Genomic DNA, 15216 nt, shown 5'->3' with positions numbered 1-15216 from the left:
GCACATGGGAACCCCGGCCGCACCGACCGGTGAACTTCGGACCGTCATCGAGGAGGGCAGGACCAGCGCGCTCGCCGTGGACTGCCAGCGCGACCTGGCGGCGTGCGCGAAGGAGCACGCCGTCCTCTTCCCCGGCGGCCCCTTCGACCCGCGGCTGCTGAGCGGCGTGGCCCTCGCCAACGCGTTCGGGTCGCCGTGGGCGTCCGCCGAGGAGCTGAGCGTCGCCTGCCGCACGTCGCTGTGGGTCTTCGCCGCGGACTGGCTCGTCGACTACGTCGCGGAGACGCGGGCGGACGTCGACGTCCAGGCGGCGGCGTGCCTCGCGGTCGCGGACGGCGCGGAGCCGCCGCCGGACGTCCCGCTGGCCCGGTTCCTCGCGGAGATCCGCGACACGCTCGCGGCGCGTCCCGCGTTCGCCGAGCTGCGGGGGCGGTGGCGCGCCCAACTCGACCGCTACTTCGCGGCGATGGCCCGGGAGTGGGAGTGGCACGCCGCGCGGAAGTCCGGCGACGGCCCCGCGCCGACGTTCGCCGAGTACGTCGGCAACGCCGACAACTTCGGGTCCTCGTTCGTCAACCTCTCGCACTGGATCTACACGTCCGGCCCGGACGAGCTCCGGCACATCGACGCGCTGTGGGCCGCGAGCGGAACGGTGCAACGGATCCTGCGGCTGCTCAACGACCTCGCCACCCTCCAGCGGGACCTCGACTGGGGCGACCTCAACCCGCTCGCCCTCGGCGTCAGCCGGGCCGAGGTGACCGACCAGATCGACCTCCTCGTCAAGGAGTGCCTGGACGAACTGGCTCCGCTGCGGGAGCCGTGCCCGAAGGAGGCGCGGTACCTGGAGCGCCAGATCGGGTTCAGCACCGGCTTCTACGGCCGGACGGACTACTGGGGTGAGCTGTGAGCGTCCAGTGCGGTGAGGCGGAGGACGTCCCGGACCCGTCAGAACCCGCGCCGGCGGCGGACCCGGTCGCCGGCGCCGACGCACTGGTCCGCGGCCTCCTCGCGGACCCCTGGGGGCAGGTGTCCCCCTCCATCTACGAGACCGGACGCGTCGTCACCCTCGCCCCGTGGCTCATCGGGCACACCGAGCGGCTGCGGTTCCTCCTCGCGGCGCAGCGCGCCGACGGCGGGTGGGGCGCGCCGGGCGGGTACTCCCTCGTCCCGACCCTGAGCGCGACCGAGGCGATCCTCTCGGCCTTCCGGCGGGACGCGTCCGGGACCGGCCGCGACGGCTCCGGGATCGAGCGCGACGTCCTGGCGAAGGCGGCCGACCGCGGGCTCCAGGCGCTGACGGCGCTGCTGGACGACGCGTCCGGCGACGCGATCCCCGACATGCCCGCGGTGGAGCTGATCTCCGCGCATCTGGCCCGCCTGATCAACGACCATCTGGAGTGGCTCGACGCCCGGCCGCCGGGCGCGTCCGGTCCGCGTCCGGCGGGGGTGCGGGTGCGCGCCCCCGAGAGCTGGGCGGACGCCGCGCTCGACCCGCTGCGGGAGCTGCTGAGCGCGGGCGGGCAGGTCCCGGAGAAGCTGTTCCACGCGCTGGAGGTCGCCGGGCCCGCCGCCCGGCGGACCGGCTCCACCCGGCCGGGCCCCCGCACCGGCGGCGTCGGCGCCTCACCGGCCGCGACGGCCGCGTGGATCGGCGGCGACGAGGCCCCGCCGGCGGACGACCCCGCGCGCCGCTTCCTGGAGACCGTCGCGGCGCACCACGGCGGCCCGGTGCCCTGCGGCTATCCGATCACCGTGTTCGAGCGGGCGTGGGTGCTGAGCGGCCTGCGCCGGACGGGCGTCCCGGTGACCGTGCCGGACGAGCTGACCGCCTCGCTGGACGCGGCCGTCGGCCCGCTCGGAACCCCGGCGGGCGAGGGCCTCCCGGCGGACGCCGACACCACGTCCGTGACCCTGCACGCGCTCGCGCTGCTCGGCGCGCCGCGGGAGCCCGACAGCCTGCTGGCCTACGAGCTGGACGACCGCTTCTGCACCTGGCAGGGCGAGCAGGGCGCGTCGGTCACGACGAACGCGCACGTCCTCGACGCGTTCGGCGAGTACGCGCGCCTGCGCCCCGCCGCCCGCGCCCGGTACGCGCCCGCCATGGCGAAGGCGGCGAGCTGGCTGTGCGCCCGCCAGGAGCCGGACGGAAGCTGGACGGACCGCTGGCACGTCTCCCCTTACTACGCGACCGCGTGCGCGGTGCAGGCGCTCCAGTCGTTCGGCGGCGCCGAGGCCGCCGCGTCCGTGGAACGTGCCCGGCGGTGGGTGACCGAGACCCAGCGTCCGGACGGATCCTGGGGCTGGTGGGACGGCACCGCCGAGGAGACCGCGGAGGCCATGCTCGTCCTGCTGCCGTCCGGACGGGCGGGGAACGGGTCCGCGCGCCGCCTCGCGCACCTGCGGGCCGCCGCGCGCGGCCGGGCGTGGCTGCTGCGCTCCCCCCACTGGACGGACGGCCCGGCCCTCTGGCACGACAAGGACCTGTACCTGCCGAAGGCGATCGTCCATTCGACGATCCTGAGCGCCCTCCATCTCACCCGTCCCGAGTAGCGTCGCGCGGGAGGCGTCCAGGACGTGAGACGCACCACACCGATCTGGGCCTCGTCCTGCTCAAATAGTGAAAATTGACGTCTTCACGTGATGCCGCGTTGCTAAGGTGCTCCGGTGTGTGCGCTGGCGCCCCTCCTGCCCCATCGCGCACTCGGACAACAGAGACTCGCTGGCCCTTGACACCCCCGGGATCGCGGGTCCTGCTCACTCTCGTTGGGACGGGTCGTCAATGCGCCTCCGCAATTCTCGTCTGCGGACCAAGATCACTGCGCTGCTGCTGTCGCTGACGGCGCTCTGGGCGTTCGCCGCGTGGGTGACACTTCGCGAAGGTCTGGGCCTGCTCTGGGCCAGCACACTGGACACCAAGATCAGCCGGCCGACCGTGTCGCTCGTGACCGCCCTGCAGAACGAGCGCCGCGCGTCCGTCGTCTACCTCGCCTCGCCGGGGCAGCAGCAGCGGCAGTCGCTGCTCGCGCAGCGCACCGAGACCGACAAGGCCGCGGCCAAGGTGCGCACGACGGCGTCCGGCGGCGACGTCGGCCGGGCGGCGAGCGACGCGCTGGAGCGCCGCATCGACGAGATGTTCGAGGCCCTCGACGACCTGCGCGCGGGCCGCGCCGTCGTCGACGCCGGGCGCGGCACCCGGGTCCAGGCCGCCACCTCCTTCAACAAGATCATCGACACCGCGTTCCGCGTCTTCAACTCGACCGGCGCCGTGCTGAACGACGAGGGCATCTCCAAGGACAGCCGCACGCTGAACGCGATGACCCGCGCCAAGGAGGTGCTGTCCCGGGAGGACGCGCTGCTCGCCGGCGCGATCGCCGCCCGCAAGTACGAGCCGGGCGAGCACGCCCGCTTCGTCGGGCTGGTGAACACCTCCCGCTTCCTCACCGAGGAGGCCGCGGCGGAGCTCCCGCCCGCCGACCTCGCGCGCTACGAGCAGCTCGTCAACGGTCCCGCCTTCTCCCGGCTGCGCGCCGTCGAGGACCGCATCCTCCAGCGCGCCACGCTCCGCCCGCCGGTCAACGGCACGGACTGGCAGGGCGCGGTGGGCCCGTCCCAGGAAGGGCTGGAGAAGCTCGTCCTCACCGGCGGTGACGAGCTGGTGGAACGTGCCGGTCCGGTCAGCCTCGGCATCATCCTGCGGCTGGTCCTCGCCGGTGGTCTGGGGCTCCTCGCGGTCATCGCGTCCATCGTCGTGTCCATCACCACCGCCCGCGCCCTGGTGCGGCAGCTGGAGCGGCTGCGCGGCGCGGCGTGGGAGCTGGCCGAGCAGCGGCTGCCGAGCGTCGTCGAACGGCTCGGGCACGGCGAGAAGGTGGACGTCGCCGTCGAGGCGCCCCCGCTGCAGTTCGGCAGCGACGAGATCGGGCAGGTGGGCCGCGCGTTCAACGCCGTCCAGGAGACCGCGATCCGCACCGCCGTCGAGCAGGCCGAGCTGCGCCGCGGCATCCGCGACGTCCTGCTGAGCCTGGCGCGCCGCACGCAGGCGCTGGTGCACCGGCAGCTGAGCATGCTCGACACGATGGAGCGCAAGCGCGACATCGACCCGAAGGACCTGGAAGAGCTGTTCCGGCTCGACCACCTCGCCACCCGCATGCGGCGCAACGCCGAGAACCTCATCGTGCTCTCGGGGTCGATCCCGGCCCGCGGCTGGCGGCAGCCGGTCCCGATGATCGACGTCGTCCGCGCCGCCGTCGGCGAGGTCGAGGACTACACCCGCGTCACCGTGCTGCCGTTCGGCCCGGTCGAGCTGGCCGGACGCGCGGTCGGCGACGTCACCCACCTGCTGGCCGAGCTGATCGAGAACGCCGTGTCGTTCTCGCCGCCCGACACCGCCGTGCACGTCGGCGGCCACCTCGTCGCCAACGGCTTCGCCATCGACATCGAGGACCGCGGGCTCGGCATGACCGACGAGAAGCTCGCCGAGATCAACGAGCGGATCGTCGACCCGCCCGAGTTCAACCTGCGCAGCTCCGTCCAGCTCGGCCTGTTCGTGGTCGCGAAGCTCGCCGAGCGCTACGGCGTGCGCGTCTCGCTGAAGCGGTCCGCCTACGGCGGCACCACCGCCGTCGTCGTCATCCCGCAGGACCTGGTCGTCGAGGCGGGCACCGCGCAGGCGCCCGCCGCCACCACCGAGAACGGCCTGGCCGTCCGGCAGCCGGCCGCGGTCCCGGCCGGGGCCTCCGAGCAGGGCCGCGAAGGATCGGGCAGCGTCGTGACGCTCACCAGGCAGGCCGGTTCGCCGCCCGCCCTGGTGGCCGTGCCCCCGCCCGCCCCCGAGCCGGACGACGCGCCCGCCCCGCAGCCCAGCGGCCCGCGCGGCGGCGACCCGACCACCACCGGCCCTCTGAGCGGCGGCACGAACACCACCGGCCCCCTGGCCGACCCGAACACCACCGGCCCACAGGCCGCCGAACCGCGCACCACCGGCCCGCAGACCGTCACCACGGCCACCGGGCCCCAGACCACCGGCCCGCAGACCGCTCCCGCCGGTGCACCCGCCCCGTCGCGACCCCCGGGCGAACCAGCTCCGCCCGGCGGTCTCGCGGCGACGGGCGGCGGGGATTCCGCGACGAGCCACCCGGAGGACCAGCCACCCGTGACCGACAGCACCACCCCGTCCGGCCTGCCCGTCCGGGTCCCGCAGGCGAACCTCGCGGCGCCGCTGCGCACCGACGAGCCCGTCGTCGCGCAGGAGCCGGACGAGCCGGACGTCCCCGGCCGCTCCCCCGAGGAGATCCAGCGAATCATGGGTTCCTACCAGCGCGGCACCCGCCTTGCGAGGACGGCGGTCGAATCCCGCGGCAACGAAGCAGTGGAAGGCGAGGACGAGCAGTGAAGCAGAAGGCAGGTTCGCCGTCCGATCTGGGCTGGCTGCTGGACGACTTGGTCCACCGCGTGCCGCACGCCCACAACGCGGTCGTCCTGTCCGCGGACGGCCTCCTGATGGCCTCATCGGAGGGGATGGGCCAGGACGACGGCGAGCACCTGGCCGCGGTGGCCGCCGGCATCCAGAGCCTGGCCAAGGGCGCCGGGACGCGGTTCGGCGGCGGCCCCGTCCGGCAGACGATCATCGAGATGCAGACGAAGTTCATGCTGGTGACGGTGGCGGGCAAGGGCGCCTGCCTCGCGGTGCTGGCCGACGAGGACGCCGACGTCGGCCTCATCGCCTACGAGATGGCGATGCTCGTCACGAGCATGGGCCACCACCTGACCTCCCCGTCCCGTGCCGAGAGCGCCGCGGAGGGCCGCCCGACATGATGCCGCCCGAGGACCCCTCCCCCGAGTTCTGGTCGGAGGATCCGGCGCGTCCCCCGGAGACGGAGGCCGAGCGCTGGCTCGACGAGCACGCCGGCCCGATGGTCCGCCCGTACGTGATGACGAGCGGCCGCATCGAGCCGACCCGCGGCAAGTTCGACCTCATCACGCTGGTGGTCGCCTCCGGCCCCGAGCCGGACACCGCGATCGGGCTCGGCCCCGAACACCTGGCGATCCTCCGGCTCTGCCAGAACGTCATCTCCGTCGCCGAACTCACCGGCCATCTCAACCTGCCCGTCGCGACGGTGCGGGTGATGCTCGGCGACCTCCTCGACAAGGGGTTCGTCTCCATGCAGGAACCCGAACCGGAGGCGGACATGCACGACATCAGGCTCTACAAGGCGGTGATCGATGGTCTCCGGGCCCTCTAGGGGGATACGCGCCCGCCGGCTCCCCACCGCGGTCAAGATCGTGATCGCGGGCGGTTTCGGCGTCGGCAAGACCACCATGGTCGGCACGGTCTCCGAGACGCAGCCGCTGCGCACCGAGGAACTCCTGACCGACCAGAGCATCGGCGTGGACGACGTGTCCGGGGTGGAGCGCAAGAGCACCACCACGGTCGCGATGGACTTCGGCCGCATCACGATGCGGAACGAGTACGTCCTCTACCTGTTCGGCACCCCCGGCCAGGAGCGCTTCTGGTTCATGTGGGACGAGGTCGTCCTCGGCGCGCTCGGCGCCGTGGTCCTCGCCGACACCCGCCGGCTGTCGGACTGCTTCCCGTCGGTCGACTACTTCGAGCGGCGCGGCACGCCGTTCATCGTCGCCGTCAACTGCTTCGAGGGCGCGCAGCGCTACGACCTGGCGGAGATCCAGATGGCCCTGAACCTGGGCCCCAAGGTCCCCGTCATGCTCTGCGACGCCCGCAGCATCGACTCCTGCAAGGAGGTCCTCATCGACCTCGTCCTGCACGCGATGAAGGCCCGCGGGGTCACCGAGGAGCCCGAACCGCAGAACGTCTAGCCGTGGCCGGGGCCGGCGAGCAGCGGGAGGCCGCGCTCGCCGGCCCCTGTCGCGTCCGGGCCGCCGGTCAGGGCGGCGGCGAAGGCGCGGAGGGTCGCGGTGGTGCGCTCCCGCCGCCAGACGAGCGTGAGCGCCGAGCGGGGCAGTCCCGTGACCGGGACGAAGGCGATGTCGCCGCGCGCCTGGACGCGGGCGGTCGGGACGCACAGCAGCATCGCCCCGCGCCCCACGGCGACCAGCGCGAGCGCCTCCTGGATCGTGGTGACGGCCGGGCCGGACGGGATCAGCCGCCCGCCGGGCGTCACCCCCGGCGACTGCGCCTCCCGCCAGTAGCGCGGCGCCGGCCCGGCGATCCTGACCAGCGGGTGCCCGGCGAGCTGCTCGGCGTCCACCGACGGGCGGTCCGCGAGCGGGTGGCCGGACGCGACGGCGAGGCTCAGCGGCGCCTCGTTGAAGACCGGGCCGGTGGCGAGGCCGCGCTCCCGTACCGGCGCCAGCACGATCGCGGCGTCCAGGTCCCCGTCCCGGACGGCGCCGAACGGGTCCGCGAGCGGCACCTCGACGGTGTGCACCTCGGAGCCGGGGTGGGCGCGCTCGAACGCGGCGACGAAGCCCATCAGCTCCTCGTCCAGCACGCCGAGGAAGCCGACCCGCAGCACGCCGCCGACTCCGCGGGCGGCGGCCCTGGCCCGGTCGACGGCACCGAGGACGGCCGCGTACGCGGGTTCCAGCTCGTCCCGCAGGCTCGCGCCGAGCGGGGTCAGCCGCACCCGGCGGCTGGTGCGCTCGACGAGCCGGGCCCCGACCCGCTGCTCCAGCGCGCGCAGCAGCTGGCTGACGCGGCTCTGGGAGAGGTAGAGGCGTTCGGCGGTGCGGCCGAAGTGCAGCTCCTCGCTGAGGACGAGGAAGCATTCCAGCTCCCGGGCCTCGATCTCGGGCACCGCGCTCCTCCGGGTCGGTGATCGATCAGTCTCGCTCATACAAGGTTGCGGACTTCGCCGTTGTTCCCGGCGCGCCCGCGCAGCAGGGTCGTGAGCATGACGTACGCTCCCCTTCCCGCGCCCCGGCGCGGCCGGCCCGCGGTCGCCGCGGTCGCCGCGACGACGTTCCTCGTCGTCACCAGCGAGATGCTGCCGGTCGGGCTGCTCACCTCGATCGGCCCGGACCTCGGGGTGTCCGCCGGCACGGCCGGGCTGGCGATGACCGTGCCCGGCCTCGTGGCCGCGCTGTCCGCCCTCGTGCTCCCCGCCGCGACCGCCCGATACGACCGGCGGACGGTGCTGGCCGTCCTGGCGGGCCTGCTGGCCGCCGCCGACCTGGCCTCGGCCGCCGCGCCCAACCTGGAGGTGCTGCTGGTCGCGCGGATCCTGGTCGGCGTCGCGATCGGCGGGGTGTGGGCGATCGCCGGCGGGCTGGCGGTCCGGCTGGTGCCGGCCCGCTCGGTCGGCACCGCCACCTCGGTCATCTTCGGCGGGATCGCGGTGGCGTCGGTGGTGGGCGTCCCCGCCGGCACGCTCCTCGGCGACCTGGCCGGCTGGCGGGCCGCGTTCGCCGTAGCGGGGCTGTCCGCGGCCGCCGCCTGCGCGGCCCTGGCCGTGCTGCTGCCGCCGCTGCCCGGCACCGGCCCTGCGGGCCTGCGGCGGCTGCCGGGGCTCCTGCGCGTGCCCGCCGTGCGGGCCGGGCTGCTGGTCACGATGCTGCTCGTCACCGGGCACTTCGCGGCGTACACCTACGTGCGTCCCGTCCTGGAGCGGGTGTCGGGCGTGGACGCCGGCCTGATCAGCACCCTGCTGCTCGGCTACGGCATCGCGGGCGTCGCCGGGAACTTCGCCGCCGGGACGGCCTCAGCGCGCGACCCGCGCCGCACCCTGATCACGCTCACCGCGCTGCTCGCACCCGCCGCCCTCCTGATCCCCGTCGCAGGCCGGAACCCGCTCCCGGCAGTGGCGCTGCTGATGCTGTGGGGCATCGCCTACGGCGGCGTCTCGGTCACCCTGCAGAACTGGCTGCTGCGGGCCGCCCCCGACGCACCCGAACCCGTGTCGGCGCTGTTCGTCGCCGCGTTCAACATCGCCATCTCGCTGGGAGCGCTGACCGGCGGACGCGTCGCCGACACCGCGGGAGAGGAAGGCGTCATGTGGCTGGGCGGCGCGCTGGCCGCGCTCGCCCTGGCCACCGCGATGACACTCGGGCATCGCGGTGGCGGCGAGGTGCGGGCCCGCCCGGCGGAACCGGCCGACGGAGGTCAGCCGGTGCGGGAGACGACGTAGTCGCAGAGGTTGGTGAACGCCTCCCGGGCCGGGACGTCCGGGAGGGTGAGGAGCTCGGTGCGCGCGTCCTCGGCCCACCGGCGCAGGTCGGCGCGGGCGCGGTCCATCGCGGGGTGGGCGCGCAGGAGGGCGAGCGCCTCGGCGTGCAGCGCGTCGTCGGTGAGGTCCTGGACGAGCAGCTCGCGGAGGCGGGCGTCGTCCGGGCCGGAGCCGACGCCGGCGAGCACGTGGTGCATCGGCAGCGTGCGGATGCCCTCGCGGAGGTCGGTGCCGGGGGTCTTGCCCGACTCCTCGGTCTCGGAGTCGATGTCGAGGATGTCGTCGGACAGCTGGAACGCGATGCCGATCTTCTCGCAGGCGGAGGTGACCGTGTCGACGACGTGCGCCGGGGCGCCCGCCAGCAGCGCCCCGAACTGGCCGGAGACGGCGATGAGCGACGCGGTCTTGTCGGCGACGACCTGGAGGTAGTGCTTGAGGGGGTCGGCGTCCTCGCCCGGGCCGACCGTCTCCTGGATCTGGCCGCGGACGAGCCGCGCGAACGCGCGGGCCTGGATGCGGACCGCCTCCGGGCCGAGGTCGGCGAGCAGGTCGGACGCGCGGGCGAACAGGTAGTCGCCGGTGAGGATCGCGACGGTGTTCGTCCACCGCGAGTTGGCGGACTGCTGGCCGCGGCGGACGGTCGCCTCGTCCATCACGTCGTCGTGGTAGAGGGTGCCGAGGTGGGTCAGCTCGACGACGACGGCGGCGGGCACCACGCCGGCCGCGGCGGGGTCGCCGAAGTGGGAGGCGAGCAGTACCAGCATGGGCCGGAACCGCTTGCCGCCCGCCTCGACGAGGTGCTCGGAAGCCTCGGTGAGCAGCGGGTCCTCGCCGCGCACGCAGTCGAGCAGCAGGGCCTCGACGTCGGTCAGGCGCGCCTTGGCGTCGGACGCGAGCGCGGCGTCGATGGGAAGCCCGAACGGGCCGGTCCCCTTGACGGCCGGCCCGCCGGACTTCTCCGCGGATGGGTTGCTCACCCAGACTCCCTAACGGACGAACATGTGGGTCGTGGCCTGACCCGCGAGGTCCAGGACCGGCTGCGGGATCACGCCGAGTACCACAGTAGCCGTCACACCGAGCGCCACCGCTACCGCGGTCGCCGGCCCGGCCACCACGACCGGTCCCTCGGCGTCCGGCTCGCTGAAGAACATCACCACGATCACCCGGACGTAGAAGAACGCGGCGACCGCGGACGAGATGACCGCGACGATGACCAGCGGCGTCGCGCCCTCCTCGACGGCGGCCTTGAACACCGCGAACTTCCCGGTGAACCCGCTGGTGAGCGGGATGCCCGCGAACGCCAGCAGGAAGAAGGCGAACACGCCCGCGACCACCGGGGAGCGCTTGCCGAGCCCGGCCCACCGGGACAGGTGCCCGGCCTCGCCGCCCGCGTCCCGCACCATCGTGACGACGGCGAACGCGCCGACCGAGGTGAAGCCGTAGGCGAGCAGGTAGAACAGGGTGCTCGACAGGCCGTTCGCGGAGCTGGCGATCACGCCCATGAGCAGGAAGCCCGCGTGCGCGATGGACGAGTAGGCCAGCATCCGCTTGATGTCGGTCTGCGTGATCGCGATGATCGACCCGGCGACCATCGTGAGAATCGCCACACCCCACATGAGGGGCCGCCAGTCCCAGCGCAGCGTCTCGAACGCCACGTAGTAGACCCGCAGGATCCCGCCGAACGCGGCGACGACCGTCCCGGACGCCATCAGCGCCGTGATCGGGGTCGGGGCGCCCTGGTAGACGTCCGGCTTCCACATGTGGAACGGGACGCCGCCGAGCTTGAACAGCAGCCCGACCGACAGCAGCGCGGCGCCCGCGAGCAGCAGCGTCTCGTTGCCGGCGTCCTTGCCGATCTCGGCGGAGATGTCCGCCAGCCGCACCGACCCGGCGTACCCGTACAGCAGCGCCGCGCCGTACAGGAAGAACGCCGACGAGAACGCGCCGAGCAGGAAGTACTTGACCGCCGCCTCCTGGGAGAGGAGGCGCCGCCGGCGGGCGAGCCCGCACAGCAGGTACAGCGGCAGCGACATGACCTCCAGCGCCACGAACATCGTGAGCAGGTCGTTCGCCGCCGGGAACATGATCATGCCGCCGACGGCGAACATCATCAGCGGGTACACCTCGGTCTGGGTGACCCCCGCCTCGGCGGTCCGCTGCTCGGCCTCGCTGCCGGGCAGCGCGGACGCCTGCGCGGCGAAGTGCCCGCCGGTCGCGTGGCCGCCGCGCTCGGCGATCAGCAGCAGGCTGACCAGCCCCAGCAGCAGGATGGTGCCCTGGATGAACAGCGTCGGCCCGTCCACGCCGATCGCGCCCTCGGCCGCGACGTGGTGCGGGTTGTCGCGCCACGCGAGCGCGACCGTCCAGCCGAAACCGCCGGCGAGGCCGAGGAACGCGAGCGGAACCTGCACGTAGTAGCGCGCGTTGCGGCCGACGAACGCCTCGACGAGCACGCCCACGACGGCGGCGCCGAGGACCAGGAGCAGCGGGGCGATCTGCCCGTACTCGATGTGCGGCGCGGGGATGTCACCCCCTTGCGCGAGGACCGCGCTCACCTGGCTGGAGGTGCTCATGGACGGGCTCCGTTCTCGGCGACGTTACCGGTGATGTCCGGCGCCGGGTCGTGCTGGTCGACCCTGGCCAGCGTGTGGTCCACCGACGGGTTGATCACGTGCAGCACCGGCTGCGGGAAGAAGCCCATCGCCACGATGATCGCGATGATCGGGGCGATGACCCACTTCTCCCGGGCGGACAGGTCCTTCATGCCCTCCACCGCGGCCACCGGCTGGCCGCCCATGGTCCGCTGGTACATCCAGAGGATGTAGATGGCGGCGAGCACGATGGCGATGATGGAGGCGACGGCGGCCCACTGGTAGCGGCTGAACGTGCCGACCACGACCAGGAACTCCGACACGAACGGCGACAGGCCGGGCAGCGACAGCCCGGACAGGCCGGCGATCAGGAACGTCCCTGCGAGCACCGGGGCGACCTTCTGCACGCCGCCGAAGTCGGAGATCCGCGCCGACTTCCGCCGGACGATCAGGAACCCGACGATCAGGAACAGCGCGCCGGTGGAGAACCCGTGGTTCACCATGTAGAGCGCCGCGCCGGACTGGGCCTGCGACGTCATCGCGAAGATGCCGAGCACGATGAACCCGAAGTGGGAGATCGACGTGTAGGCGATCAGCCGCTTCATGTCGACCTGCCCGATCGCGAGGATCGCGCCGTAGATGATGCTGACGACCGCGAACACGAGCACCGCCGGCGTCGCCCACTTGGCCGCGCCGGGGAACAGCTCCAGGCAGAACCGGAGCATCCCGTAGGTGCCGACCTTGTCCAGCACGCCGACGATCAGCACCAGCGCCCCGGCCGGGGACTGCTGCGCCGCGTCCGGCAGCCAGGTGTGCACCGGCACCATCGGCGCCTTGATCGCGAACGCGACGAAGAAGCCGAGGAACAGCCACTTCGCCGTCGTCGGGTCGATGTTCATCTTCGACAGCTCGTCGAACATGAACGTGCCGTGGCCGAGGCCGCCGTCCGCGACGGACTTGGCCGACAGCGGGTACAGCCAGATGACCGCGACGAGCATCAGCAGCCCGCCGAACAGCGAGTACAGCAGGAACTTCACCGCGGCGTAGGAGCGCTGCGCGCCGCCGTAGGACCCGATGATGAAGTACACCGGGATCAGCATCGCCTCGAAGAAGACGTAGAAGAGGAACACGTCGGTCGCCGCGAAGACGCCGATCATGGCCGCTTCCAGCGACAGCAGCAGCGCGAAGTAGGTCTTCACCGACCGCTTCGCCGGCACGTCGGTGCCGCCGGAGCGGTCCGCCTCGTTCCAGGAGGCCAGCATGACCAGCGGGACGAGGATGACCGACAGCAGGATCAGCGTCAGCGCGACGCCGTCGACCCCGAGCGCCCAGTGGACCCCGAACTCCTTGATCCACCAGTACTTCTCTTCGAACTGGAAGCGCGCCCCGCCCGCGTCGAAGCCCGCCGCCATGACGCCGGTGAGCACCGCGACGAGGATGGAGACGCCGAGCGCGAACTGCTTGACCAGCGCCTCCCGCTGGCGCGGGATGGCGATGAGCAGCAGCGCGCCCACCAGTGGCAGTCCGATGAGGACGCTCAGCCAGGGAAAGTCGCTCATGAAACGTTCACCACCAGGAGCGCCGCGACCACGAGGGCCGCGCCGCCCAGCATCGAGAGTGCGTACGAACGGGCGAAGCCGGTCTGGACGCGGCGGAGCCGGCCCGAACTGCCGCCGACCCCGGCGGCCGTGCCGTTGACGAGGCCGTCGACGCCGCGCCCGTCGAACCAGACCGCGAGGCGGGTCAGCCACTGGCCGGGACGCATGAGCAGCGACTCGTTGATCGCGTCGCCGTACAGGTCCTTGCGGGCCGCGACGGTGACGAACGAGCCCTTGGGCGCCTCGCGCGGCACCTTGCGGGCGCCGTACTGCCGCCACGCGATCACGGCGCCGGCGATCATCAGGACGAAGACCGCGACGCCCGGGCCGGTGATGAACGCGAACTCGTGCTCGTGCTCGGGCGCCCCGACGACCGGCTCCAGGAAGTCGGCGAACCCGCCGAGGATCAGGAACCCGCCGGCGGCGACGGAGCCGACCGCGAGCAGCATCAGCGGGATCGTCATGACCTTCGGCGACTCGTGCGGGTGGACGTCGTCCGCCCAGCGCTTCTCGCCGAAGAACGTCATGAACATGACGCGCGACATGTAGTAGGCGGTGACGGCCGCGCCGACCACCGCGCAGGTGCCGAGGATCGCCCCGGACGTGCCGCCCTTGTTGAACGCGGCCTCGATGATCGCGTCCTTGGTGAACCAGCCGGACAGGAACGGGAACCCGATGATCGCGAGGTACCCGAGCCCGAACGTCACCGCGGTGGCCATCATGACGCCGCGCAGCGCGCCGTAGTGGCGCATGTTCACGTCGTCCTTCATGCCGTGCATGACGGAGCCGGCGCCGAGGAACAGGCCCGCCTTGAAGAAGCCGTGCGCGATGAGGTGCGCGATGGCGAAGACGTACCCGGCCTTGCCGAGCCCGGCGGCCAGCGTCATGTAGCCGATCTGCGACATCGTCGACCCGGCGAGGGCCTTCTTGATGTCGTCCTTCGCGCAACCGATGATCGCACCGGCGAGCAGCGTGGCCGCGCCGACGATCGTCACGACGAGCTGCGCGGTCTCCGACATCTCGAAGATCGGCCCGGACCGGACGATCAGGTAGACGCCCGCCGTCACCATCGTGGCGGCGTGGATGAGCGCCGACACCGGGGTCGGGCCCTCCATGGCGTCCAGCAGCCAGGACTGCAGCGGCAGCTGCGCCGACTTGCCGCACGCGCCGAGCAGCAGGAGCAGCCCGATCGCGGTGGCGGTGCCGGAGCCCAGCTGGTTCGCGAGGCCGGCGTGCTCGGGGCCGAGCCCGAGGATCGGCCCGTAGTCGATGGTGCCGAACGTCGCGAACATCAGCGCGATCGCGATGATCAGCCCCATGTCGCCGACGCGGTTGACGACGAACGCCTTCTTCGCCGCGGTCGCCGCGGTCGGCTTGTGCTGCCAGAACCCGATCAGCAGGTAGGACGCGAGACCCACGCCCTCCCAGCCGAGGAACATGACCAGGTAGTTGTTGCCCAGCACCAGCAGCAGCATCGCCGCGACGAACAGGTTCAGGTACGCGAAGAACTTGCGGCGGTGGGGGTCCTCGGCCATGTAGCCGATGGAGTAGATGTGGATGAGCGAGCCCACCCCGGTGATCAGCAGGACGAAGCTGATGGACAGCGGGTCCACCAGCAGGTCCATGCCGACCTTGAACGAGCCCACGTCGATGAAGTCCCACAGGTGCAGGGTGCGGCGCCGCTCCGCGGCGTCGTACCCGAGCATCTGGGCGAACATCGCGACGCCCACCGCGAACGACGCGACCGACATGGTGACGCCGAGCAGGTGGCCCCACTTGTCGGTGCGCCTCCCCCCGAGCAGGAGGATCGCGGCGCCCGCGAGCGGGAGCGCGATGAGAAGCCAGGACGCGGCCTGGATGCCTTCCGCTTGCATTCCCGACCTC

At 72.8% G+C, this 15216-nt stretch carries 12 protein-coding genes; 7 read left to right on the top strand and 5 right to left on the bottom strand.

Translation table 11 applies throughout. The features are described 5' to 3' along the window. Positions 1 to 4: 4 nt before the first annotated feature. From AB0K34_RS05910 to AB0K34_RS05885, 6 genes are all read left to right on the top strand, one after another. A complete protein-coding gene (locus AB0K34_RS05910; RefSeq protein ID WP_364545973.1) occupies positions 5 to 907 on the top strand; it encodes a terpene synthase family protein in 903 nt (300 codons plus the stop codon). Continuing rightward, positions 904 to 2550 (top strand): prenyltransferase/squalene oxidase repeat-containing protein, encoded by a 1647-nt coding sequence (locus AB0K34_RS05905; RefSeq protein WP_364545970.1) that lies wholly within the window; start codon positions 904 to 906, stop codon positions 2548 to 2550. Before AB0K34_RS05910 ends, AB0K34_RS05905 begins: the two co-directional genes overlap by 4 nt. Positions 2551 to 2779: 229 nt before the next feature. Then, a complete protein-coding gene (locus AB0K34_RS05900; RefSeq protein ID WP_364545967.1) occupies positions 2780 to 5392 on the top strand; it encodes a nitrate- and nitrite sensing domain-containing protein in 2613 nt (870 codons plus the stop codon). Further along, positions 5389 to 5814, top strand: a complete 426-nt coding sequence (locus AB0K34_RS05895; RefSeq protein ID WP_138636839.1) for a roadblock/LC7 domain-containing protein — start codon at positions 5389 to 5391, stop codon at positions 5812 to 5814. The genes AB0K34_RS05900 and AB0K34_RS05895 overlap by 4 nt, the downstream gene beginning before the upstream one ends. Then, entirely contained in the window at positions 5811 to 6242 is a 432-nt protein-coding gene (locus AB0K34_RS05890; protein WP_138636838.1) for a DUF742 domain-containing protein, read from the top strand. The genes AB0K34_RS05895 and AB0K34_RS05890 overlap by 4 nt, the downstream gene beginning before the upstream one ends. After that, positions 6223 to 6834, top strand: a complete 612-nt coding sequence (locus tag AB0K34_RS05885; RefSeq protein WP_364545964.1) for an ATP/GTP-binding protein — start codon at positions 6223 to 6225, stop codon at positions 6832 to 6834. The genes AB0K34_RS05890 and AB0K34_RS05885 overlap by 20 nt, the downstream gene beginning before the upstream one ends. Here AB0K34_RS05885 and AB0K34_RS05880 read toward each other — a convergent pair. Then, the gene (locus tag AB0K34_RS05880; RefSeq protein ID WP_364545961.1) at positions 6831 to 7775 is read right to left on the bottom strand and encodes a LysR family transcriptional regulator; all 945 of its coding nucleotides are present in this window, start codon (positions 7773 to 7775) and stop codon (positions 6831 to 6833) included. The two genes, AB0K34_RS05885 and AB0K34_RS05880, sit on opposite strands and share 4 nt — an antisense overlap. Before the next feature lie 96 nt (positions 7776 to 7871). On the opposite strand from AB0K34_RS05880, the gene AB0K34_RS05875 reads away from it, so the two are divergent. Continuing rightward, the gene (locus AB0K34_RS05875) at positions 7872 to 9104 is read left to right on the top strand and encodes an MFS transporter (protein WP_364545958.1); all 1233 of its coding nucleotides are present in this window, start codon (positions 7872 to 7874) and stop codon (positions 9102 to 9104) included. Here AB0K34_RS05875 and AB0K34_RS05870 read toward each other — a convergent pair. The 4 genes from AB0K34_RS05870 to nuoL form a co-directional block, all read right to left on the bottom strand. Next, entirely contained in the window at positions 9080 to 10051 is a 972-nt protein-coding gene (locus AB0K34_RS05870; protein ID WP_240807640.1) for a polyprenyl synthetase family protein, read from the bottom strand. The two genes, AB0K34_RS05875 and AB0K34_RS05870, sit on opposite strands and share 25 nt — an antisense overlap. Positions 10052 to 10129: 78 nt before the next feature. Next, the gene (gene nuoN, locus AB0K34_RS05865; protein ID WP_138636833.1) at positions 10130 to 11716 is read right to left on the bottom strand and encodes an NADH-quinone oxidoreductase subunit NuoN; all 1587 of its coding nucleotides are present in this window, start codon (positions 11714 to 11716) and stop codon (positions 10130 to 10132) included. Next, positions 11713 to 13293 (bottom strand): NADH-quinone oxidoreductase subunit M, encoded by a 1581-nt coding sequence (locus AB0K34_RS05860; protein ID WP_364545954.1) that lies wholly within the window; start codon positions 13291 to 13293, stop codon positions 11713 to 11715. The genes nuoN and AB0K34_RS05860 overlap by 4 nt, the downstream gene beginning before the upstream one ends. Then, positions 13290 to 15206, bottom strand: a complete 1917-nt coding sequence (nuoL, locus tag AB0K34_RS05855; protein ID WP_364545951.1) for an NADH-quinone oxidoreductase subunit L — start codon at positions 15204 to 15206, stop codon at positions 13290 to 13292. Before nuoL ends, AB0K34_RS05860 begins: the two co-directional genes overlap by 4 nt. Positions 15207 to 15216: the final 10 nt, after the last annotated feature.

The sequence above is a fragment of the Actinomadura sp. NPDC049382 genome, assembly GCF_040677125.1.
Taxonomy (GTDB): Bacteria; Actinomycetota; Actinomycetes; order Streptosporangiales; family Streptosporangiaceae; genus Spirillospora; species Spirillospora geliboluensis.
The sequence above is the reverse complement of the archived record's forward strand: the minus strand, read 5'-3'. Positions and strand labels throughout refer to the sequence as shown.

Coding starts and splice junctions, on each gene's coding strand:
- AB0K34_RS05910 (WP_364545973.1), top strand. CDS start 5: ATGGGAACCCCGGCCGCACCGACCGGTGAACTTCGGACCGTCATCGAG.
- AB0K34_RS05900 (WP_364545967.1), top strand. CDS start 2,780: ATGCGCCTCCGCAATTCTCGTCTGCGGACCAAGATCACTGCGCTGCTG.
- AB0K34_RS05890 (WP_138636838.1), top strand. CDS start 5,811: ATGATGCCGCCCGAGGACCCCTCCCCCGAGTTCTGGTCGGAGGATCCG.
- AB0K34_RS05885 (WP_364545964.1), top strand. CDS start 6,223: ATGGTCTCCGGGCCCTCTAGGGGGATACGCGCCCGCCGGCTCCCCACC.
- AB0K34_RS05875 (WP_364545958.1), top strand. CDS start 7,872: ATGACGTACGCTCCCCTTCCCGCGCCCCGGCGCGGCCGGCCCGCGGTC.
- nuoN (WP_138636833.1), bottom strand. CDS start 11,716: ATGAGCACCTCCAGCCAGGTGAGCGCGGTCCTCGCGCAAGGGGGTGAC.
- AB0K34_RS05860 (WP_364545954.1), bottom strand. CDS start 13,293: ATGAGCGACTTTCCCTGGCTGAGCGTCCTCATCGGACTGCCACTGGTG.
- nuoL (WP_364545951.1), bottom strand. CDS start 15,206: ATGCAAGCGGAAGGCATCCAGGCCGCGTCCTGGCTTCTCATCGCGCTC.